At 64.4% G+C, this 20438-nt stretch carries 20 protein-coding genes and 1 tRNA gene; 10 read left to right on the forward strand and 11 right to left on the reverse strand.

What is annotated here, in order from left to right; genetic code table 11:
• Positions 1-91: 91 nt before the first annotated feature.
• Together ACYQ0R_RS15540 and tnpC are read right to left on the reverse strand one after the other, a co-directional pair.
• Complete coding sequence (locus ACYQ0R_RS15540) at positions 92-1198, reverse strand: hypothetical protein (protein ID WP_459825573.1); 1107 nt, start codon at positions 1196-1198, stop codon at positions 92-94.
• Positions 1199-1442: 244 nt separating this feature from the next.
• Positions 1443-2897, reverse strand: coding sequence for an IS66 family transposase (gene tnpC / locus ACYQ0R_RS15545; RefSeq protein ID WP_459821113.1), 1455 nt, complete (start codon positions 2895-2897; stop codon positions 1443-1445).
• A 213-nt stretch (positions 2898-3110) separates the two neighbouring features.
• On the opposite strand from tnpC, the gene ACYQ0R_RS15550 reads away from it, so the two are divergent.
• Together ACYQ0R_RS15550 and ACYQ0R_RS15555 are read left to right on the forward strand one after the other, a co-directional pair.
• A complete protein-coding gene (locus ACYQ0R_RS15550) occupies positions 3111-4376 on the forward strand; it encodes a DUF7504 family protein (protein ID WP_459825575.1) in 1266 nt (421 codons plus the stop codon).
• A gap of 325 nt (positions 4377-4701) precedes the next feature.
• A complete protein-coding gene (locus ACYQ0R_RS15555; RefSeq protein ID WP_459825577.1) occupies positions 4702-5820 on the forward strand; it encodes a DUF5305 family protein in 1119 nt (372 codons plus the stop codon).
• A 33-nt stretch (positions 5821-5853) separates the two neighbouring features.
• On the opposite strand, the gene ACYQ0R_RS15560 is transcribed toward ACYQ0R_RS15555, so the two are convergent.
• Positions 5854-6210 (reverse strand): hypothetical protein, encoded by a 357-nt coding sequence (locus ACYQ0R_RS15560; RefSeq protein ID WP_459825579.1) that lies wholly within the window; start codon positions 6208-6210, stop codon positions 5854-5856.
• Between the two features lie 322 nt (positions 6211-6532).
• Between ACYQ0R_RS15560 and ACYQ0R_RS15565 the strand changes: the two genes are divergently transcribed.
• Positions 6533-7699, forward strand: a complete 1167-nt coding sequence (locus ACYQ0R_RS15565; RefSeq protein ID WP_459825581.1) for a signal peptidase I — start codon at positions 6533-6535, stop codon at positions 7697-7699.
• On the opposite strand, the gene ACYQ0R_RS15570 is transcribed toward ACYQ0R_RS15565, so the two are convergent.
• Positions 7587-8756: a response regulator transcription factor gene (locus ACYQ0R_RS15570; protein ID WP_459825583.1), complete on the reverse strand. Its 1170-nt coding sequence runs from the start codon at positions 8754-8756 to the stop codon at positions 7587-7589. The genes ACYQ0R_RS15565 and ACYQ0R_RS15570 overlap by 113 nt on opposite strands.
• A gap of 85 nt (positions 8757-8841) precedes the next feature.
• Between ACYQ0R_RS15570 and ACYQ0R_RS15575 the strand changes: the two genes are divergently transcribed.
• Complete coding sequence (locus ACYQ0R_RS15575) at positions 8842-9441, forward strand: sensor histidine kinase (protein ID WP_459825803.1); 600 nt, start codon at positions 8842-8844, stop codon at positions 9439-9441.
• Between the two features lie 10 nt (positions 9442-9451).
• On the opposite strand, the gene ACYQ0R_RS15580 is transcribed toward ACYQ0R_RS15575, so the two are convergent.
• Entirely contained in the window at positions 9452-10453 is a 1002-nt protein-coding gene (locus ACYQ0R_RS15580) for a hypothetical protein (protein ID WP_459825585.1), read from the reverse strand.
• Positions 10454-10530: 77 nt separating this feature from the next.
• The gene (locus tag ACYQ0R_RS15585; protein WP_459825587.1) at positions 10531-11103 is read right to left on the reverse strand and encodes a hypothetical protein; all 573 of its coding nucleotides are present in this window, start codon (positions 11101-11103) and stop codon (positions 10531-10533) included.
• Positions 11104-11187: 84 nt separating this feature from the next.
• Here ACYQ0R_RS15585 and ACYQ0R_RS15590 point away from each other — a divergent pair, with 84 nt between their 5' ends.
• Positions 11188-11856 carry a hypothetical protein gene (locus tag ACYQ0R_RS15590; RefSeq protein ID WP_459825589.1) on the forward strand — a complete coding sequence of 223 codons (669 nt, stop codon included), beginning with the start codon at positions 11188-11190 and terminating at the stop codon, positions 11854-11856.
• A 59-nt stretch (positions 11857-11915) separates the two neighbouring features.
• Here ACYQ0R_RS15590 and ACYQ0R_RS15595 read toward each other — a convergent pair whose 3' ends face one another.
• The 3 genes from ACYQ0R_RS15595 to ACYQ0R_RS15605 form a co-directional block, all read right to left on the reverse strand.
• Positions 11916-13481 (reverse strand): head GIN domain-containing protein, encoded by a 1566-nt coding sequence (locus tag ACYQ0R_RS15595; protein WP_459825591.1) that lies wholly within the window; start codon positions 13479-13481, stop codon positions 11916-11918.
• A 101-nt stretch (positions 13482-13582) separates the two neighbouring features.
• Positions 13583-14128 carry a DUF7344 domain-containing protein gene (locus ACYQ0R_RS15600; protein WP_459825593.1) on the reverse strand — a complete coding sequence of 182 codons (546 nt, stop codon included), beginning with the start codon at positions 14126-14128 and terminating at the stop codon, positions 13583-13585.
• Between the two features lie 201 nt (positions 14129-14329).
• A complete protein-coding gene (locus ACYQ0R_RS15605; RefSeq protein ID WP_459825595.1) occupies positions 14330-14893 on the reverse strand; it encodes a hypothetical protein in 564 nt (187 codons plus the stop codon).
• 244 nt (positions 14894-15137) lie between these two features.
• Here ACYQ0R_RS15605 and ACYQ0R_RS15610 point away from each other — a divergent pair, with 244 nt between their 5' ends.
• A complete protein-coding gene (locus tag ACYQ0R_RS15610; protein ID WP_459825597.1) occupies positions 15138-15959 on the forward strand; it encodes a hypothetical protein in 822 nt (273 codons plus the stop codon).
• A gap of 75 nt (positions 15960-16034) precedes the next feature.
• Positions 16035-16538: a hypothetical protein gene (locus ACYQ0R_RS15615; RefSeq protein WP_459825599.1), complete on the forward strand. Its 504-nt coding sequence runs from the start codon at positions 16035-16037 to the stop codon at positions 16536-16538.
• A 5-nt stretch (positions 16539-16543) separates the two neighbouring features.
• On the opposite strand, the gene ACYQ0R_RS15620 is transcribed toward ACYQ0R_RS15615, so the two are convergent.
• Entirely contained in the window at positions 16544-17506 is a 963-nt protein-coding gene (locus ACYQ0R_RS15620; protein ID WP_459825601.1) for an AAA family ATPase, read from the reverse strand.
• A 175-nt stretch (positions 17507-17681) separates the two neighbouring features.
• On the opposite strand from ACYQ0R_RS15620, the gene ACYQ0R_RS15625 reads away from it, so the two are divergent.
• Both ACYQ0R_RS15625 and ACYQ0R_RS15630 read left to right on the forward strand, forming a co-directional pair.
• A tRNA-Ser gene (locus ACYQ0R_RS15625) sits at positions 17682-17766 on the forward strand.
• Between the two features lie 127 nt (positions 17767-17893).
• Complete coding sequence (locus ACYQ0R_RS15630; RefSeq protein WP_459825603.1) at positions 17894-18256, forward strand: group I truncated hemoglobin; 363 nt, start codon at positions 17894-17896, stop codon at positions 18254-18256.
• A gap of 57 nt (positions 18257-18313) precedes the next feature.
• Here the strand turns inward: ACYQ0R_RS15630 and ACYQ0R_RS15635 are convergent, their stop codons facing one another.
• Positions 18314-18625, reverse strand: a complete 312-nt coding sequence (locus tag ACYQ0R_RS15635; RefSeq protein WP_459825605.1) for a DUF8081 domain-containing protein — start codon at positions 18623-18625, stop codon at positions 18314-18316.
• Between the two features lie 141 nt (positions 18626-18766).
• On the opposite strand from ACYQ0R_RS15635, the gene ACYQ0R_RS15640 reads away from it, so the two are divergent.
• Positions 18767-20410 carry an alpha-amylase family protein gene (locus ACYQ0R_RS15640; protein ID WP_459825607.1) on the forward strand — a complete coding sequence of 548 codons (1644 nt, stop codon included), beginning with the start codon at positions 18767-18769 and terminating at the stop codon, positions 20408-20410.
• Positions 20411-20438 lie beyond the last annotated feature (28 nt).

The raw sequence follows: 20438 nt of genomic DNA on the forward strand, positions 1-20438 counted from the left end.
CGAGGGGATAACTGGTCGGTCGGTCCACGTCGCCGAGGTACGCGCTTCGAGAAGGTCGGCTCGCGCCACTGGAACTCGCTACTCGAACTCGCTACTCGAGTTCTTCGGGTGAGGTTGGTGGCTCCGGTTCGGTTCGGAGCGTCGCCTTCGCGAACGGGTTCCAGCCGCTCGCCGGGTCGACGCCCTCGAACGTCGTCTCACACTCGGGACAGTGCGGCTCGTCCAGCATCGAGACGTCGACCGTACCGTCACACGCTCCGCAGACGGCGCGATCGATTCCCGACCGCTGGGCGGTCCGTCGGAGCGTCTCCAGCCGCTCACGTTCGGTTTCCTCCTCCCGGATCGTCTTCAGCTCCGTCTCCACGGTCGCGAGACGGTCGTCGAGATCGTCGGTGACGTCGAGGAGGTGCTCGAACAGCCTCTCGATCTCGTCGAACTCCTCGTCGATCCACGACTCGAACTCCCGCTGGGTGGCCGCCAGCGATTCGACGTCCTCGCGGAGCTCCGCGGCCAGGCGGTCGACCGCCTCGGCGTTCGCCGTCTCCGTATCCTTGCTGCTCGACTCCAGCTCTTCCACCCGACTGTGGAGCCGCGTCAGATCGTCCGAGATGCGGTCGGTGAACTGCTCTTGACGCGACCGCTGATTCTCGACGTCCAACGAGAGGTCGGACAGCTGCCGACGGATCTCACTCACCGCCTGCACCATCTCGAGTTGGGTGTGCAGCGACTCCCGGAGCGCACGAACCTCTTCGGCTATCTCCTCGCTCCCCTCACCGGTCGCCGATCTCCCGCTGGGCGAGGTATCTGTCTCCTCCCCGCTTGGCTCCCCGGCGTCCCCGTCATCCGATCCCGGGGTCGTGGTGTCGTCTTCCACGGTCGACGACGAGTCTGTCGGTTCGGGTTGGTCGGCACCGAGGAATGAATCGGTCGGATCGGTATCCCCGTCGTCAGTTCCGGCGTCCAGCGGTGAGCCCATACCCGTCTGCTCAGTGACGGTTTCGTCCCCCATCTCCGTCCCGAACGGCTCCGTCTCACCGGTGACGCCGTTCATCTCGTCGAGCACCCAGAACGCCGACACCAGCTGGTTCAACAGCTCCTGCTCGTCGACACCCCGCGTCGATGCGGTGTGTTCGACCCACTCTTGAAAGGCCTCGGAACCGACTGGCGAACCGTTGCCTGGTCCCGGAGACTCAGACATATCATCCGAGGTTGGTCCGCCAGGCCTTTAACAGTTCTGCACATGTGCCTCGCTTCCGACGCGAGCGTGCAGACGTCGAATCCACCGGATCCTGCTGTTTTCCCCCCGCGTTGTCGTGCTGCCCACGAACGTGGCCGTCTCCGGTAATTTTAACCGTCTCCTTTTCTGATATCTCGTTATTGTCTGGTTCGTACGTAGTTGGATAGCAAGACAAAGATACACCGCTCAGTGATGCCTCTCGTCCTTACCGAAGTTCTCTCCCACCCAGAATTGACTGGAGCTGTTCAGGTGGATCAAGTCCTCGTCGTTTCCACGTCGCCAACATCGTTGTTATTGTCTCGTGAATCTGGACCCCTTCTGCCGAACGCAGGGTCCGAAACATCTTCCGAAGGACTACTTGCTCGCGCAGAGCCCGCTCTGCGCGATTATTCGTTGAATCAACACCCCGTTCGGTCACGAACGTCAGCCAGTGACCCAAGCCATTGCTGATCTTCTTGATCAGCTGCTGAACCTCTTGGGCCTCGTAACCTTCCCTCACCAGGCCCTCCAAGTGTAAGGATGCTTCCGCCCGCTTCTGCTCGCGGGCGGAAGCGGACGGATCTCCTTCGACGAACGTCGTTAGATCGTCGTGGAGTGCGTGCAACTCTTCAGACAGCCGCTCTGCTTCCTCGTACCGTTCAGCGACGTACTCAGCCTCCCGCAACAGGTGCGCCCAGCACCGCTGCAGTTTCGTGTGATAACTCGAATACGCCGACCAGCCGTCACAACTGAGCGTCGAGTCCTCGGCGAATTCCTCGCCGAGGACGTCTTCTAAGACTCCACTTCCTCGGCTTTCATCAACCCAAAACAGCACTTCGTCATCAGTGACGAACGTCCACGCCCAGTGTTGTTCTCCATCGACCGGAAAGCCTGTTTCATCGCAGTAGACGACCTCACTCTCCCGAATCTTCTCTTTGACATCCTCGTAAGCGGGTCGCAGCCGGTCTGCGACCCGCTTAGTCAAGTTGTAGATCGTCCGGTGAGAGATCGGAAGGTCGAAGTCCCAGTCAAACAGCTCGGCCTGTTTCCGGTTCGGCAGTCGTTGATGGAACCGACCGAGAGCGGTTTGGGCCATGATATTTGGCCCAAACCGCCCCTTTTCGGGACAGTCAGGATGCTCAGCAACAACCTCGTTACCACAAGAACAGTGGTGTTTACCGAGCTTGTACTCGGTAACAGTGGTTGGAACAGGAAGCGGTACGTCAATAATAGTCCGTGAAACGTAGCTATCAGGGCTAGAGAGGATTTGCTCACAGTCTGGACAGAATCCCTGATCAACGAGGATCGTCTCTTCTGGTTCAGGTGCTGTTCGAGTTGTTCCCTCGTGACCTTCGCTGCGTCCAGGCGATGAGTCGCTGGCGGCGTCAGAGTCGCCGCCAGCGTCGTCTTCATCAGGTTCTTGGTCTTCGTCCTCGGTTTGGTCGTCATCGCCTGATGAATTAGCCGCACCACCCTGTCTACTGGGTGGTGTGTTTGGATTTTCGTACTGCTTGAGGCGAGCCTCAAGCTGTTCGATCTTCTGTTGTTGTGCAGTAATCTGGCGTCGCAGCAGCTGGTTCTCAAGCTTCTTGACTACGAGCTGCTGGCGGAGTAGCGAACTGTCGTCGGTGCGGATCACGGAATCTGTCGATTCCGTTGATCCGCGACTCCCCAGCGACACAGTAATTCAGCAGTAGTGAACGATCTATGAGACTGCTACGAAATCGTCTCGACATGGAACTGCTATCCAACTACGTTCGTACAATGAATCACCGAGATCGTCTCCGGGTGTTCGTCCGATGATTCGCGGATCCAACACCCACGATCCGGCGTCTCGGACGCAGTCTGGGAGCGTCGCCGCCACCGCGTCTGCCGCCCCCACAACACCTGATCCATGACGGAGGATGCCGGTGAGAACGGCGACGACGGTGACGACTCCTCGAGCGGCCGCAGTCCTCGATTCAAGAAGTTGTCGGAGCGCGTCCGCGGCTCCCGGTCGAAATCGACCGAAGAGCCGCTAAGCGGACCGACCGAGGAGGAACGATCCGAGGACGAGACGGTCGGGGCGGACGGCTCCCTTGACGAGCCGGAATCGACGACGGAATCCGAGCTCGCCTCCGCGACGTCCGAAACCGGCGCGTCGGCAGCCGACGACATCGACTCGTGGGACTGGATCGACAATGACACGACGGAGACTCCTCCGGAAGCCACCGACACCGATGAGCCTGCTTCCGCTCCCGTTGATACCGATGAGCCTGCTTCCGCTCCCGTTGACACCAAAAAGGCCGACTTGGAGACTGACGGGCCATCGGTGGACGATCGATCCGAGCCGTCCGTGACGTCGACCGATCGCCCGAACGTCGGTCTCGATCGGTCTACCGACTCGTCGTCATCGGATCCGCCGACGGACCGCGACGATTCGGGACCGGGCCGGTCGGAGCCGGACGGTGACGTCGAGTCCGACGACACCGGACGCAGCCGCCGCATCTGGAGCGGACCCTCACGGGACGGCGCCCCGAGTGCCGACGAGACGGATGCAGACCCCGTGGACGCTTTCACCGAGGGTCTGACGGAGTCCGACGAGTACACCCGGCCGGACGAGCTCTCGTTCGATCCCGGGACGAGCGTGCTGGTTCAGTGCGACTCACAGGACGACAGGAAACACGCCGCCTGCACGGACCTGCTCGGGCTCGCCGACGCTGGTCGCGACCGAAACGTCCTCCTCGTTCGGTACCGCAAGATACACACGGGCCGACTCGAACGGATCGCCGACGCGGCCGCGCGGACCAAAGTTATCTCGATCGGCCACTCACAGCCGATCCCCCAGTCGGTTCGAGAGTCGGTCGAGACGGTCGAGATCAACAATCCGAACGATATCACGCGGCTGGGAATCCTGGTCTCCGGCACCGTCGACGACTGGGCGGACGGGCCCGGCGAGACGCTTTTGTGTTACGACTCGCTGAACGTCCTGCTCGAGTACAAAGACCCCCGCAGCACGTTCCGGTTTCTGCACATCCTCCTCGGGACGCTCGACAGCGGCGATGCGATCTCACATTTCCACGTCGATCCGCTGGCGGGGGATGTTCAGGATATCAACACGCTCAAACCCCTGTTCGACGAGGTCGTCTCGATCGACGATATGGGCGTCAGTCTCGAGTGACTGCCGTGCGCTCACCGACCGTTCGCGTTGGGTTCCCTGTCGCCGACGCCAGATCCCGAGACGCCGACGCCAGATCCCGAGACGCCGACGCCAGATCCCGAGACGCCGACGCCACAGCACTCATTACGGTCGCCGTCGTAGCGCCGTCGAACCGAATGTTCGACTCACCAGGCGTCGACGCCGTAGCGAGCATCTCTTCGGGCGGCTCGGTCCGCAACGCGTCTCGATCCGTCCGGAGCGTCGGCAGCTCCCGGATCGGTCCGCTGCCTGAACGGTGGCGTCGACCGACGCGTCGACTGCGACGTCCGTGGCGGGTGGTGAGTCCGTGACCGAGCTCGACCGGTCGATCCGGCTGCGGGCGCTGCTCGACCAGTGGTTCGCGGCCGTCGTGGTCATCCTGCTTCTTGTCGCCGCACTCGGTGGCTGGTGGGCGTACCAGGTACAGGCGACGCCGGAGGTCGAACGCGAAACGGTGACCGTCTCCGAGTGGTCCGAGGAGACCACCTACGAGCACGGCTCGGTGATCGTCAACGAGTCGATCCCGTTCGAGGAGGGTGAGCGCGTCGCGAATCGCCCGGTGTACTACACGAGCCTCTCCGACGAGCTCGACGTGACGTACGTGTACGCGTACGATGCAGCGGAAGGAGAGCTGCAGGTGACGACCGAGACGCAGCTGTTGTATCGCGGCGTTGAGGGTGACGACGTGTTGTGGGAGTACTCCGAGCCGCTCGCGACCGGCACCGACGAGACGCTCTCGCCGGAAGGCAACCACACGGTCGACGCAACCGTCGAGATGGATGCGATCTTTGAGACGGTCGATACGGTCGAAGAACAGCTCCGCGCGGCCGGGACGATCGAGATCCGCATTCTGTCGATATCGACCGTCGAGGGCGTCGTCGAGGGCGAGGAAGTGTCGACGACCCACGAGAGCGTGATGCCGATCACGGTGACTCCGGAGACGTTCCGCGTGACTGAGATCGAGACGGTCTCGGAGACCCACCAGCAGACGGACGTCGTCGAGCGACCGATCGAGCCGGACACGAGCGAGGTGGTCGGCTCGCTGCTCGTGGTCGTCCTCTCGGTGGTCGGACTCGCGGGACTGACCGTCGGTCGCGTGATGGGGTACGTCGAGTTAACCGAGGACGAGCGAGAGCTGCTCGACATCTACCAGCAGGAACAGGAGTTCTCCGAGTGGATCACGAGCGGCACGTTCCCCTCCGAGCGCGACTACGAAGCGACGATCCTCGTCGACGACCTCGAGGGGCTCGTCGACGTCGCCATCGACACGAACAAGCGCGTGATCAAGGACGAACAGCTCGGCGTGAGCACCGTGCTCGACGGCGAGTATATCTACGTGTACGTCCGCCCCGATTCGCCCGCCAGCGACTGGCTCGTCAACTACGCGGACATGACGATGGACGAGTTCGACTCCTACGACTTCTGACGCTCCGAGGTCGGACCGGCGGACGGCTGCCGATCACTCCGCCTCGTCAAGCCCCTCCTGACGGAGATCCCGAGCCGTCGATTCGCGGTCGTCAGCCATCTCGACGATCGCATCGATCAGCGGCTCGACGCTCTCGTGGGCGTCGAGATGGGCGACGCCGCCCAGAAGCTCGTCGATGCTCTCGTGCGGCGTGCCGTCGGGGTCGACGCCGTGAACGAAGGCGTCGAGTCGGCGGATCGCACGCTCGGCTCGACCGGTCGCCGTGGCCGACGCCGGTCCGCGCGTATCCTCAAGCACCACGACGACGTCGAACGGCCCCGCGACGCGCGTCGGCGTCTCGAACCCGGGTCGCGGCCCGTCCTCGCTCCCGTCGATCGAGACGTCGCGCACTCGCAGGCGCGCCGGATGCGGGTCATCGCCCGGCGGTTCCTCGTCGTCGGCAGCTGGTGGCTGAGCGGCCGGCTCGGACGGCTCCGGGCCGTCCGGAGCGTCGGCCTCCGTCTCATCATCCCCGCCGGGAGCTGCACAGCCCGACAGCGCGACTCCGACGCCAGCCGTGGCGAGTGCGAGGTAGCGACGTCGGCGCAGAGGGCTACGGTGACCCGTCGATCGGATTTTTCGCTCGTCGGATATAGTCGTTGTCCGGGCTCGAGCCGGCTCGCGGCGGGCCGTATTTAAGTCGCTCTCTCGTACGACTCGGTGACACGAAGATATGGGACTGCGCTCCTCGATCGGCACGGCGGGTACGCTGCTGCTCGTCGCCGTCGTGATCGCGATGCTGGTCGGCCAACAGCTCGGCCAGCCGATCCTGCTCGGCTTCGTCGTGACCGGCAGCATGTCGCCGACGCTCGAACCCGGCGACGGGTTCGTTGCGCTCCCGCCGGAGCTGGCGGGCGACATCGAGGAGGGTGACGTCGTCACGTTCGACGCTCGGGAGCTGCAGGGCGGCGGGCTCACCACGCACCGAGTTGTCGGCGAAACGGACGAGGGGTACATCACACGCGGCGATGCCAACCCCTTCACCGACCAGGACGGCGACGAGCCACCGGTCCAGGAGTCACAGATCGTCGCCGTCGCGTGGGAGTTCAACGACGAGCTCGTGGTGATCCCGTCGATCGGAACCGCCGCGATGGCGCTGCAGGGTGCGGTCGGAGCGGTCGCGGGGCTGCTTTCCGGGCTCCCGGGCGGTGACGCGATCGCCGATGGCGACGTCGGCTCGATCATGGTCGGCGGCGGCATCCTGCTGTTGTTGTACAGCTTTGCGGCCGACCTCCTCGCCAGTGGGCGCGGCGGGCGAAACCGCGACCGCGACCGGCAGGATGCGATGCGCGCCGGAGCCGTGCTCGGGATCATCCTGCTTTTGATCCTCGTTCCCGCCACGGCGAGCATGGTGGTCCCGTCGGGGATCAACGAGATCACCGTCGTGAGCTCACAGTCGCCGAGCTCGAACCCGACGGTCATCGAACGCGGCGGCACCCAGACGGTCGAGTACAACGTGACGAACGACGGGTACGTCCCACAGGTGGCGATCATCGAGCCCGCGAGCACGGGAGTGACGGTGGAGGAGACGACACACTGGGTGAGACGGGGAGAGAGCGCGGACACCGTCGCAACGATCTACGCTCCCGACGAGACCGGCGTGTACTACCGAGCGATCTCCGAGCGGCAGTACATCGGGATCCTCCCGCTTGCGGTGATCGCCGCGCTACACGCGATCCACCCGTGGGTCGCCATCGGCGCGATCAATCTCACCCTCGCCGTCGCCGTCACCGCCGTGTTCGCGGTCGCCGTCGGCTTCGAGCCGCTCCGGTTCCGCGACAGGGATCGGGACACGTCGATCGCCGACAGCGTCCGGCGGAAGGTCCGCAAGTGGCTGTAGCAGCTACCGAGCGCATCCCGATCCCGGGAGTCACTGTAATCGCGGTCCCGACCCCGACGACGAGCGAAACGTTCCACGCCGTGAGTGCGATCCCGAGCGCCGAGGCCAAAAGCGGCGGCCAGTAGTAGGAGAACCGGTCTCCGGTCCGGGCTCCCTGCACGCTCACGGAGATCAACACGAGGAAGACGAGGAGCTTTAAAAAGAGGAACCCGGGAACCCCGAAATTGACGAGTAAGGCGTCGACGACCGGATTCGCCTCGTCGACGCCGGGCACGCCGAACACCGCATACAGCGTTGAGACGACATCTCCGACACCGTAAGTGAGCGCCGCCACGAGCCAGAGGCCGTAGAACTCCACCGGTCGTCGCCGGTAGATCGGCTCCACCGCCGCCGCTCCGATCTCGTCGGCCGCCGGCCCGTCGCTGACCGCCCACCCACTCGTGCTCGTGTCGCTCTCGCCACCGGATGGCGACGGGCTCGCGGTCGGCGCCGTCTCGTCAGTCTCGCCGTCCGTTGCCTCCTTGCCCGCCGCCTCCTCGAGCCGGTCGAGCAGCGACTCGAGCTGACGACGTCGCGCCACCAGCTCACCGGTGACTGCCCGGTAGTCGGAGTTCGACTCGAGCGCGTCCGGACCTCCTTCGACCTCGAACTCTCGTCGTCGGTCGAGCAGCGAGAGGTACGCGTCGACCGCCTCGTCGACGGCCCCTCGGCGGTCGAGCCGCTCGACGAGCCCCACGAGCGTCTCGCGGTCGATGGGGCGAACCACAAACTCGTCGACGTCGAGCCCCAACACGCGTCTGTCGGGGTCGAGCCCGAGCAGCATCCCGACGGCCGGATCGCCATCACGTGCGCGGAGTCGACCGAGCAGCCCGCCTCCGGACATATCCGGCAGCTGGCGGTCGAGGAGCACGACATCGACGTCGGTGTCGAACCGCTCCAGCGCAGTCTCGCCGTCGATCGCCGTCCGCACCGCGTACTCGTCGGCGAGCCACTCCGCGTGGCGCTCGACCAGCTCGGGATCGTTCTCGACCAGCAGCACGACTGGACCGTCGGGCATCGATACCTCATCCGAGCGTCCCCATCAGTAAGAAGCCCGTGGAGTCGCGCAGTCAGCGTCGGCCGCGGTCACGTCTTGCACGTGCATTTATGTTAGCCACGACCTGCGCAACCCCTTACACACCGCACGAGGATATCTGGATCTCGCCGAGGAGACGGACGAGATGGAACACCTCGCGGCGGTCCGACGGTCTCTCGATCGGATGGACAGCATGATCGACCGGTTGCTCGCGATGACCCGTGCGGAAGACGCCGCCGAACACACCGAGACGGTCGAGCTCACGGCCGTGGTCGACGACGCGTGGGAGACGTCTCACACCGAGGGAGCGACGCTCCGGACGGAGATAGACGAGGCCCGGATCGAGGCGAGTCCGGAGCTACTCCGCAGCGTGTTCGAGAATCTCTTTCGGAACGCTGCCGCACACAACGATCCGCCCGTCACCGTCCGCGTCGGCACGCTGCCGGACGGGGAGGGGTTCTACGTCGCGGACGACGGGGACGGCATCCCGGCCGACGACCGCGAGACGGTCTTCGAACACGGCTACACGACCGCGTCCGACGGCACCGGCTTCGGCCTGCCGATCGTCAGGGAGATCGTCGAGGCGCACGGCTGGTCGATCGCGGTTGCAGAGGACGAGGATGGCGGAGCGCGGTTCGAGGTCGGTCCCGGACTGCAGGACGCGTAGCGGCGGATCGTCAGGTTTCGCCGCTCGGAGCGACGTCGGCGGGGCCGTCGGCCGTGAGAAGAACGAACGTGAAATCGTCTGGTTCGTTGCTCAAAAGCGATTGCGTGTTCTCGTCAAAGCCCTCGAGGCTGTATTCGACCTCGCCACCCGGCGGAAGCGTGTAGGGGTCGTGGTCGACGTCCGCGTTCACCTCGAACGGGTCGTCCTCGCGTTCTGCCTCGCGCGCCGTCTCGGGATCGCCTGTCGTCTCAAGCTCGTATTCGGTAAACGACGTCGGAGGATTCGTCCCCGTAACTTCGACTCGGAAGCCTTCGATCGTCGCGTCCGGGCCCCGATTTTCGACCGTGAACTCCATCGCATCCGGTGGGTCGGCGGTCGGGTCACCGGGTGAAAAGGCGAATCGGGAGACCCCACCGGGGCCGTCGCCGTCGTCACCGTCGTCGACCTCGCCGCTCTCGGCGATGATCGTCAACGTGATATCTGGATCACCGGTGATCTCGTCGATTTCGGCATCGGTGAGATCGATTCGTATTCCGAACGGGAACGACTCTCCGGGTACGAGTTCGTTATTGTCGGCGTCTTCGGCGTCGCTTTCGGCGATCAGGTTGGCCCCATCGACGGCGTCGATCTCCGTGACTCCGTCAGTATCGGGATCGGGAGAGACGATCCGGAGTGCGTCCTCCACGTCGGCGTCCGGTTGGTCCGCCCCCGTAACGGCGAACTCGAACCGCAGCGACGTAACCGCCTGCGTACCTTGGTTGGTAACGAGAACGAGCTCTTCGTAGGTCACCGACGCACTCTCGGGTATCTCGAATCCGATCAGTTCGGTGTCCGGATCGACGACGTCCTCGTTCAACGAGGTCATCCCGAGAAAAGCGTTCGCGTCGCCGGCCGTTTCGAGACTCACCGACCGATCGGCTTCAACCGTGTCGAACGCGCCGGTGCTCACGACGGCGCCGCCCGCGGCGAGCAGGCCACCGAAACCGAGAATCGTCCGTCGTCGAGAAACCATCTCATTCCACCTCTGTATGCCGTCTCGTCCGGCTATGCTCATGCAACGGCCGCCAAAGACCGCCGACCGTTTGGATTCTATTCTGCGGCGATGGCCTCGATAGTCAGGGTGTATGCGGCGTCGTCCGGCAGTTCGCTAATGTCTTCCTCGTTGTCCAAGAGATCCACGATGAGTCCGAACGTAACCTCATCACCCGGAGTGAGGGGCTCCGTTTCGGCCTCGTCGAGGATGTTCCCCTCGTTTGCCACCGGGTCGTCTGCGTCGCCGTCGACCGGGTAGCTGAACACACCCTCGATGTCGTCGCCTTCATCATGGTCGATCGTGAGGTTGATCTCGTCGACATCCTGTGTCCCTTGGTTCGTCACGGTCACCAGCTCGTTGAACGTCGTCACGGCGTTCTGGTTCAGTCCGGCCGCTCCCTCGTCAGTGTCGTTGAGAATGACCTCGATCGTGTCATCACCGGGGTCTTCGACGAGCTCGTCACTAACGCCATCAGCGGGCGACAGCCCGAGGAACGCATCAGCGTCCCCTGCGGTCTCGACGGTGACCGTCCGCTCGGCTTCCACCGTATCGAACGCGCCCGTACCGATGAGCGCGCCGCCACCTGCAACCAGTCCGCCCAGTCCGATCAGCACATTGCGTCGGTTCATATCTACACCATGTACCCCTACCCACTTTGTATTGGGTCGCTTGAACGGTCCCGTCCGGTCGGATGGCACGGCTTGGAACGCCGTATGGCTCGGCTTGAACACTCGATCGACGTTTCAAGCACTCCTTTCTCCCCGGCAGGACCAACAATACAAAGCGTGCGGGCAACGTATGAACCCGTAACGAGCGTGGATTTCACCACGCCAACGCGTACCATGCCAACGAGACGACAGACGATCATCGGGCTCACCTCGGCCGCCGCCGGCGGAGCCGTCCTCTCCGCGGGGGCGTTCACCTCCAGCGTGTCGGCCGGGGCCGACATGCGGGTCGTCGTCGTCTCGGATCTTCGCTTGGAACCGGCTCGTGAGGACAATCAGTATGTCAATGTCGAAGATGATGAGATCGAGATCGTTATCGAGAAACTGAATCAACGTGCATTCACCGATTTCGGACAGCTCGTTCGGATCGTGAACGAAGGAAACGTCGGCTACGACAGGCTGACGTTCGAGTTCTCCGTCCTTGATGATTCGGGCCCCGAAGCGGCCAGCGTGATGGGTGTCGTCTCCGAGGGTACTGACGTTGCGGAGGATGACGACACCTTCGTAATTGAGCCGGAGGGCGGACTGGGACCGGGTGAGTCGATCACGTTTGGGGTTACAGTGAACTTTCTTCCGAGTAGGGATGCTGAACTCACAGACTTCCCGGACTCCGAAGCGGAACTCGAACTGAATATCATCGCAGAACGACTGGAATGAGCACACGCGATTTACGCTGGCGATAAAGCAATCAAAATGAGTGGTTGTCGGACGATCGATTAACACACGCCCGGCGGCGTGACCTCGCCCTCGATGTTCCGGCAGCCGGAGACGTCTATCTCGTCATCCGTGTCGATCGTCAGATCACCGCCGATCGTCGAACTCCCGCCGATATCGACATCCACTTCGTCCTCGGTCGTGGTCGACACGTCTCCCTCGATCGCCGAGTTGCCGTTGAGTTCGATGTCGACCTCGTCGGAGGTTTCGATCGTCAAGTCGCCCTCGATGACGGAGCTTCCCGAGAGCGTGACGTCGACCTCGTCTTCGGTCGTAATCGTGACGTCTCCGCGGACGCGCTCGTTCCTGTCCATCTCCAGCTCCACTTCGTCGCTCGTCTCCACGTCGACAGAGCCGTCGATCTCGGAGCCGCCGGTGACGTCGATGTCGACCTCGTCGGAGGTTTCGATCGTCAAGTCGCCCTCGATGACGGAGCTTCCCGAGAGCGTGACGTCGACCTCGTCTTCGGTCGTAATCGTGACGTCTCCGCGGACGCGCTCGTTCCCGTCCATCTCCAGCTCCACTTCGTCGCTCGTCTCCACGTCGACAGAGCCGTCGATCTCGGAGCCGCCGGTGACGTCGATGTCGACCTCGTCGAGCGTTTCGACCGACAGCGGTCCGACGGACGCGTCACCGTCCAGATCGACGTTCACCTCGTCGCTGGACGCGAGCGACAGCTCGCCGTCGACGATCCCGCCTCGGCCGACGAACACGTCGAGTTCGCCCGACTCGTCGGCACACACCCCCCCACCGACGGTCCCACCGATATCGAGCGTGACCTCATCGGAGGTCGTCAGTTGAAGGGGACCACCGATCGATCCGCCACCGTCCAGGAGGACATCGATCTCGTCGGACGTGTCGATGCCCAGATAGTCTGCGATCGTCCCACGAACGGTCAGATCCACCTCGTCGTCGGTGGTCAGATCGACCGCGCCGCCGATCTCCACGCCGCCGCCGACCGTCTCCTCGATCTCGCCGCTGGTGTCGATGACGACGCTGCAGTCGGTGCCGTCCCACCCGGGAAACTCGTCGTCGATACAGCCCGGCGGGGTCAGCGGCGCACACGGTCCCCGATCCGGCACCGTACAGCTCACCGTCACCGACCGGGTGAGATCGACCGACTGTTCCGGGCTCGCAGCCGAGATCGACACCTGGATCGTGCGCTCTATGTCCCCGCTACAGGCCAGATCGCCCTCGATGACGCCCGACCCGCCCGGCGGGAGTCCGGTCGGCGTCCGAAGGCTGTTCGGGTCGACGGGGCCGTCGACGCCGTCGACGATCTCCGCGTCGATCGACGTGAGCCCCGATCCGAACCGGTTCGTCAGCTCGAACAGCGTCACGGTGTCGCCGTCGACGCCCGACCGCTCCTCCACGTCGATCCCGAGAAGCGCCGCGTCGTCGCCCGCGGTCCCCACGCCGAGCGAGCGGTCACCGGTGACGGCGTCGAACGCGCCGGTGGTGTACGCGCCGGTCGCGCCGGCGGTTCCGACCCCCGCCAGAATCAGCAGAGAGCGGCGGCTGATCCCGCCACTCGACCGGCTCCGGCTTCGGTTACGGTTTCGTCCCATAGGATCGAGTCGAGGCGTCGATCAGGCTGCTCGCCTCGTTCTCAGTTGGTCTTGGGGCTCCACGTACTTTGTATTGCCGTGCTTGAACGCACGGAGTGGCCTCAGGGCGGTCGATCGAATCGGTCGAGGCGGTGCCGACGATGCTGTATTACCTGTCCGATCGACGATAACAGGAACGCCATAAGCACCAACGCCGCCCAGCCGATCGCGGGCACCGTCCCCGTCGGCACGAAGCCGACCCACACGCCGGCGAGGACGATCGCGCCGAGCACGGAGAGCCCGAGGTAGTAGACGCCCCACGGGATCGACTGCGGCGGGACGATGTCGAGGTAGACGTCGAGCCCCTCGGCCTCGTCGGTGAGTTCGATCTCGTCGCCCTCGTAGCGGATCATCCCCGCCTCCGCCATCCGGTCGAGATGCGTCTGCTGGAGCGAGGTGTAGACGCGTTTTCGCTCCGTGGAGGTGATCTCCTCGACGGTTTTGTCGTGCTCCCACGCGGCGATCTGTTCGGCCAGCTCCGAAAGTGTCACCGGCCCGTCGTGTTTTTTACACACGTGAAGCACGTACCGACGTCGGTGGCTGCTCAGCAGGTCGTACAGCTCGTCTTTCTCGGGCGCGTCGTACTTCTCTTGGCTCGTCAGTGACATCCGTTCCCCGTACGTCCAGCCGCGCGGTCGCGGTCCGAGCGGTTGATATCGCGTCTATCGGCGTCCCCCGCCCCGCTCGGTTTCCGGACCCGCTCCATACCATACAGAACGTCGAATCCTCGTTATTTAAATTAAACGAAACAACCGGTGGTGTCGATGCGTCGATGCCGCCGGCAGTCATCCGTCCGCCGGGATGCGGTCTCAGAAGCCGAGCACGTCGGCGAGCTTGTCGCCGTCGGCGACCGGAATCGCTTCGGCCTCCTCGACGAGATCCTGGTACGTCGTGATGTGGTCGTTGATCGTGCCGGCGGCCTCGTCGTCGGCAGCCGCGGTCGTCGCCGCGAGGCCGGCCTCGGTCGCCTCGACCTGGATCCGGGTGTTCTCGGCGGCGTCCAAACAGATCCCGCGGGCGTCCTCGACGTCGGGGTCATCGGAATCGATCTCCGCGGCGGCGTCCGCGGCCGTCTCGAAGCCGTCCGCCGCGGCCGCAAAGCGGTCGAGCGCCGTCTCCATCTCGTCGATCGCGTCGGCGTACGCCTCGGCGTTGAACAGTTCGATGCCGCCGTCGCGGGTCTCGATCCCGTCGTTACGCTCCCCGAGGGCGTCCTCGTAGGTGAGCAGGATCTCGCGCCGTTGGTCCTGCTGTTCCGTCTCCTCGCGACCGCCTATGCCCGGGAGTTCGTCGAGCCCGTCATCGAGACAGCCGGTGACGGTGACGGACAGCGACAGCGCGCTCGCGACGAGCACTCGGCGACGCGTTCGCATTGCCGCCGGATACGCTCCGGAGGAATATAAACGGGAACCACGACCGGGCGTTGCGACCGATCACCCCGACTTCCCGGCCGAAAATTGACGAATTATGTCATCAGGTAGCATGGACCCGACGCAGGCAGACGGATCGTGCGTGTTTCAAGCGGTGCTTTCTCGGTTTTCAAGCGGACCTTTCGTCGTTTCAAGCTCCCTACCTTTATGTTGGCTACCCTCAATTTGGAGGATAGGTGGAAACTCCATGGTAAAGCGGCGAACCACGATACTCGGCTTAGGTGCACTGGCGACGGGAAGCGGCGCGGCGTTCACGAGCGCGGCGTTCGAAGAGAACTTGGACGCAGGCAGTGACTTCCGCGTCGTCGCCGACACGGATCTTCAAGTCGAACCCGGTGTCGCTTTTCGCGATGGAAGCGGTTCGGATGATTCTTTCAATCCTAGCGAGGGTGAGGACTGGGCACACGATGGGGATAATTCTCTCTTCGACAATGGAGGACTCGATGAAATCGATCTCGATGATTTCAACGGTGAACGTGCTGCGACGATAAACGACGAGGTGAATGGTAATCTCTCACCCGCACTGGCGGTTGATATGCAACCTGGGGGGAACACGGTGACGTTTGGAAACATTCTCCAAGTCGCTAACAATGGTGGTGTTGGATCACGGGAACTCGGTATCAAATTCTCGGGGTTCGGTGAGGATGTCGATCTAGTTGACGAGGCGGACTACAACGATACGCCAGACGGTGACGTGGATCCGAACGACGTTGTAGAGGGATTTCAGTTCGAAGCCGACGGTACGACGATCTCCACGAATCGTGGAGAGTCCTCTTTCGGAGGTGATGACGGCGTCGAAGACCAGACCGTTACTGATACCGTGACGATCGAAGATGGTGAAACAAAGCAGATCGATCTTATCGTCGATCTTGAAAATCCGGATGGATTCCCGGGACAGATACAGTCTGCCGCGGCTCCAACTGGTAATCCATTCGATGGAGAGGCGATTGATACGGTCGATCTGATCGACGAGATCAGATTCGGAGTGGATCCTGACAACACAGCTTAATAACAACCTGCGCCGCTCCCTGACGGCGACAGCATCTTTTAAGTGTATTGAAATGACACACAGACGTGTCAACGAATGACGCGCGTTCGACCGGACACTCGATCCGACCGCTCGGCCGGCGGCCGCCACTCCGGTGAGTCGACGAGCGACGCGCGTCATCGGTCGTTCGAGACGACCACTCGATCACGTATCTCACCGCTCGCCTGTTTCGAGCGGAGCGCGCTGTCCGTCTCCGGCATCTTCCTGCTCACCGCGACGAAGTTCACGGACGCGCTGACGACCGGGTTCGGACTCCGATACGTCCCGGGCATCTACGAGGCGAACCCCCTCGCGAACGCGGCGTTTCATCGGATCGGGATCGTCGAGGGCCTGCTGTGGAGCTCGTTCGTCGTCGTCGTCGCGATCACGCTTCTCACCGAGATCGCCGCCATCGCGGTCGCCGCCCGCCGCCCCGACGGACACCTCGCGCCGGTCGTCCGGATCGTCGGCTACGGGATCCCGGCGCTGCTTTTCGCCGTCGTTGCCGTGTACAACACCACACTGCTTATCGCGGGCATCGAGGCGGCCACGCCGTTGTGACCCCGTCACGCCCCCGGTGACTCGACGGTCGGCACGGCGACACGGTCGAGCACGGCCGCGATCACGTCCCGCTTGTCGACGTCGTTGACGGCGGCGTCCGGCGTGAGCACGAGCCGATGTGCGAGCGCCGGCTCCGCGACGCGTTTCACGTCGTCCGGCGTGAGGAACTCGCGGCCGGCGAGCGTCGCCGCAGCCCGCGCGAGCTCGAACAGCCGCTGCGTGCCGCGGGGGGAGACGCCGACGTCGACGCGGCGGTCCTCGCGGGTCGCCCGCGTGATCGACGCCATGTACGCGAGGAGGTCGTCGTCGACCCGGACCGTTTCGGGGACCTCGCGCAGCTCGGCGACGGCGTCGGCGTCGAGCACGCGGTCGACGGCGGGAGCTCGTTCGACCCGGCCGGCACGTCGCCGGAGCAGCTCGATCTCACCGTCCTCGTCGGGGTAGCCGATCGAGGTTTTCACCGCGAACCGGTCCAGCTGCGCCTCCGGGAGCGGGAACGCTCCCTCGCTCTCGACGGGGTTCTGCGTCGCGATGACGTAAAACGGGTCGGGGAGGGTGTGCGTCTCGCCGTCGACGGTGACCTGTCCCTCCTCCATCGCTTCGAGAAGCGCGGCCTGCGTCTTCGGCGGCGCGCGATTGATCTCGTCGGCGAGGACGACGTTCGCGAATATCGGTCCCGGTGAGAATCGGAACGAGCCGTCGGACTCGTCGAACACGTTCGTCCCGGTGACGTCGGAAGGGAGGAGATCCGGGGTGAACTGCACCCGCGAGAACTCGAGCCCGAGCGCGGTCGCGAACGACCGTGCGGAGAGCGTCTTACCGGTGCCCGGCACGTCCTCCAGCAGGACGTGTCCGCGGGCGACGATGCCGAGCGTGACGCGCTCGAGAAACTCGCGGTCGGCGACGACCGCGCCCGCGACCTCGTCGACCACGCTCGCACAGGCGTCTGCGGCGTCGGGGACGTTCATGGACTCTCGAACGACGCGTCGGACCAAGAGTCCTCTGCCGACCGAACTGGATCGGACTGGGCTGGACTGGAGCGGACTGGGCTGGACTGGAGCGGACTGGGCTGGACTGAACACATCGGCCGCGACGGACCCGGATCGAAACCCCTAAACTCGAAACCGGCCAACGACGAGACGAGCCGAGGTAGCCTAGCCTGGCCAAGGCGGTAGATTCGAAATCTACTGTCCATTCGGACACCGGAGTTCAAATCTCCGCCTCGGCGCTTCCCGTCGTTTCACCTCCTGAGCCACCGGTGTCGCGACCCCGCCGGTCTCCGTTCGTGCGCGTCCTCGATTCGGTACCGCCGGTGCGGGGGAAAGACCCATACGTCGACGCGTCGATCCACGAGTATGTCAGAGGAGACGCTGTACGACCGGCTGGGCGGCGAGCCGGCGATCGGCGCGGTCGTCGACGAGTTCTACGATCGCGTCCTCGCCGACGAGTCGGTCGCCCACCACTTCGACGATGTGGACATGAGCGAACAGCGCTCGCACCAGACGAAGTTCATCAGCGCGGTCACCGGCGGGCCGATCCAGTACGGCGGCGACGACATGCGGACGGCCCACGAGGGTCTTTCGATCACTGACGAGGAGTTCGACGCGATCGCCGGCCACCTCGACGACGCGCTTTGCGAGTTCGATGTCGGCGACGCCGACCGCGAGGCGGTGCTCGAGGCGATCGATGGGTTCCGGGCGGAGATCGTCGAGGTGTAAGGCGTTCACCGAGGTGTAAGGCGTTCACCGAGGCGTCGGGGATCCGGCGGTGCGGCGCTACGACTCGCCGCCAAGCGAGCGTTGCTCGCCGTCGTCGCCGCCGTGCAGTCGGCGTCGGCGCTTGTCGTAGGCGGCCTCGAGCTTGGCGTTCGTCGCCCGCGAGAGCAGGTACAGGTCCACGTCGCCGTCGTCGCGGGGATGTGCGCTCGCGACCCAGACGTGGCCGTCACCCGTCGAGAGGTCAGCTGCCCACCGCTCCGCGGCCGCACGGCTCTCGAACGCGTGGCGTGACCCGTCCTCGAAGACGAGCCGTCCGACCTTCGCGTTGCGCTTGCGCGCCGAGGGCTTGACCGCGACGACGACGCTCACGGGCAGTGTTCATGCGCCATGGAATAAAAACCTCGTCAGACGCGGCGCGTGGAACACCAGCCACGTCGGACGCGGCGACGTGACCGGCGCATGCGCAGTCGATCGAAAGAGGACAAGTTCCCCGGTTTCGTAGCGACGCGCATGAGTGGCCGGGACTGGTACGAGAACGCGACGATATACTCGCTCGATATCAAGACGTTCAACGACAGCGACGGGGACGGGTGGGGGGATTTCCGCGGCGCGATCGAGAAGCTCGACTATCTCGACGAGATCGGCGTCGACGCCGTCTGGCTCCGTCCGTTTTACCCGAGCCCGCTCCGAGACAACGGGTACGACGTCGCCGACTACTACGGCGTCGACGAGCGGCTCGGCACCCTCGCGGAGTTCCGCGAGTTCGCCGCGACCGCCCACGACCGCGACATCCGCGTCCTGACCGATCTCGTGTTTAACCACACCTCGAACCACCACGAGTGGTTCCGGCGCGCTCGCGAGGATCCGTCCTCCGAGTACCACGACTACTATCTGTGGACGAGTCACGTCGAGGACGCCCACAACCGGGAGAACATCTTCCCGGAGTACGAGGACGGCGTCTGGTCGTACGACGACGTCGCCGGCAAACACTACTTCCATCAGTTCTACGCACATCAGCCGGATCTCAACGTCGCCAATCCCGCGGTTCGTGAGGAGCTGTACGACGTGCTCCGATTCTGGCTCGAGCAGGGCGCGGACGGCTTCCGGATCGACGCCGCCCACCCGATGTTGATGCCGAAGGGACACGACGCCACGACGCTCGACGAGACCGATCTGGGCGACGGCATCGAGCTGTTCAAGGAGATGCGCCGGGTCGTGGTGGCCGAGCAGTCGGACGCCGTCCTGCTCGCGGAGGCCGACGACGAGCCCGAACGCCTCGACTACTACTTCGGCGACGGGGAGGCGTTTCATCTGCAGTTCAATTTCGTGATGAACGCCCACCTCACGTACGCGATCGGCGTGCAGGACACGTGGCCGATCCGCCGCGCCGAGGAGATCCTCCCGAACGTCGAGGGCGTCGGCCAGTGGGTGAACTTCCTGCGGAACCACGACGAGTGGAACCTGCTTAAACTCCCCGAGGAGGCGTTCGAGCACGCCCGCGAGTTCTTCGGCGATGACGCGGGCGACTCGTGGATCTTCGAGCGGGGCCATCGCCTCCGGCTCGCCGACCTGTACGCCGGCGACCACGACCGGATCGCGATGGCCCACAGCCTGCTGTTCTCGCTTCCCGGAACTCCCGCGCTCCAGTCCGGTGACGAGATCGGGATGGGGTCCGACCTCTCGCTTCCGGAGCGCGAGGCGGTCCGCACCCCGATGCAGTGGGACGACTCGCCGAACGGCGGGTTCTCGACCGCCGACCCCGAGAACTGCTACAACCCCGTCATCGACGAGGGGGAGTACGCCTACGACCGGATCAACGTCGCCGCCCAGCGCGACGACCCCGGCTCGTTGCTCTCTCGCGTCCGCAACCTGTCGGCGGCCCGCGACCGGTGCCCGGAGATCGCCCGCGGCACCTACGCTCCCGTCGACGTCGATCCGAAGGAGGTGTGGGTCCATCGGTTCGACGACGGGGACGCCACGCTGCTGTGTGCGCACAACTTCGCCGACGACCACCGCGAGGTGGTCTGTGGGTTCGACGTCGACCCCGACGGCGTGGAGCGGATCGTCGGACCCGGCGGGTACCACGTGGCGGACGGCGGCGTCACGCTGTGGCTCGACGACTGCGAGTACGTCTGGCTCCGCGGCGAGCGGTAGCCCGAGACGCCGACCCGGAGCGCCATCT

The organism is Halorubrum luteum (assembly GCF_054652935.1).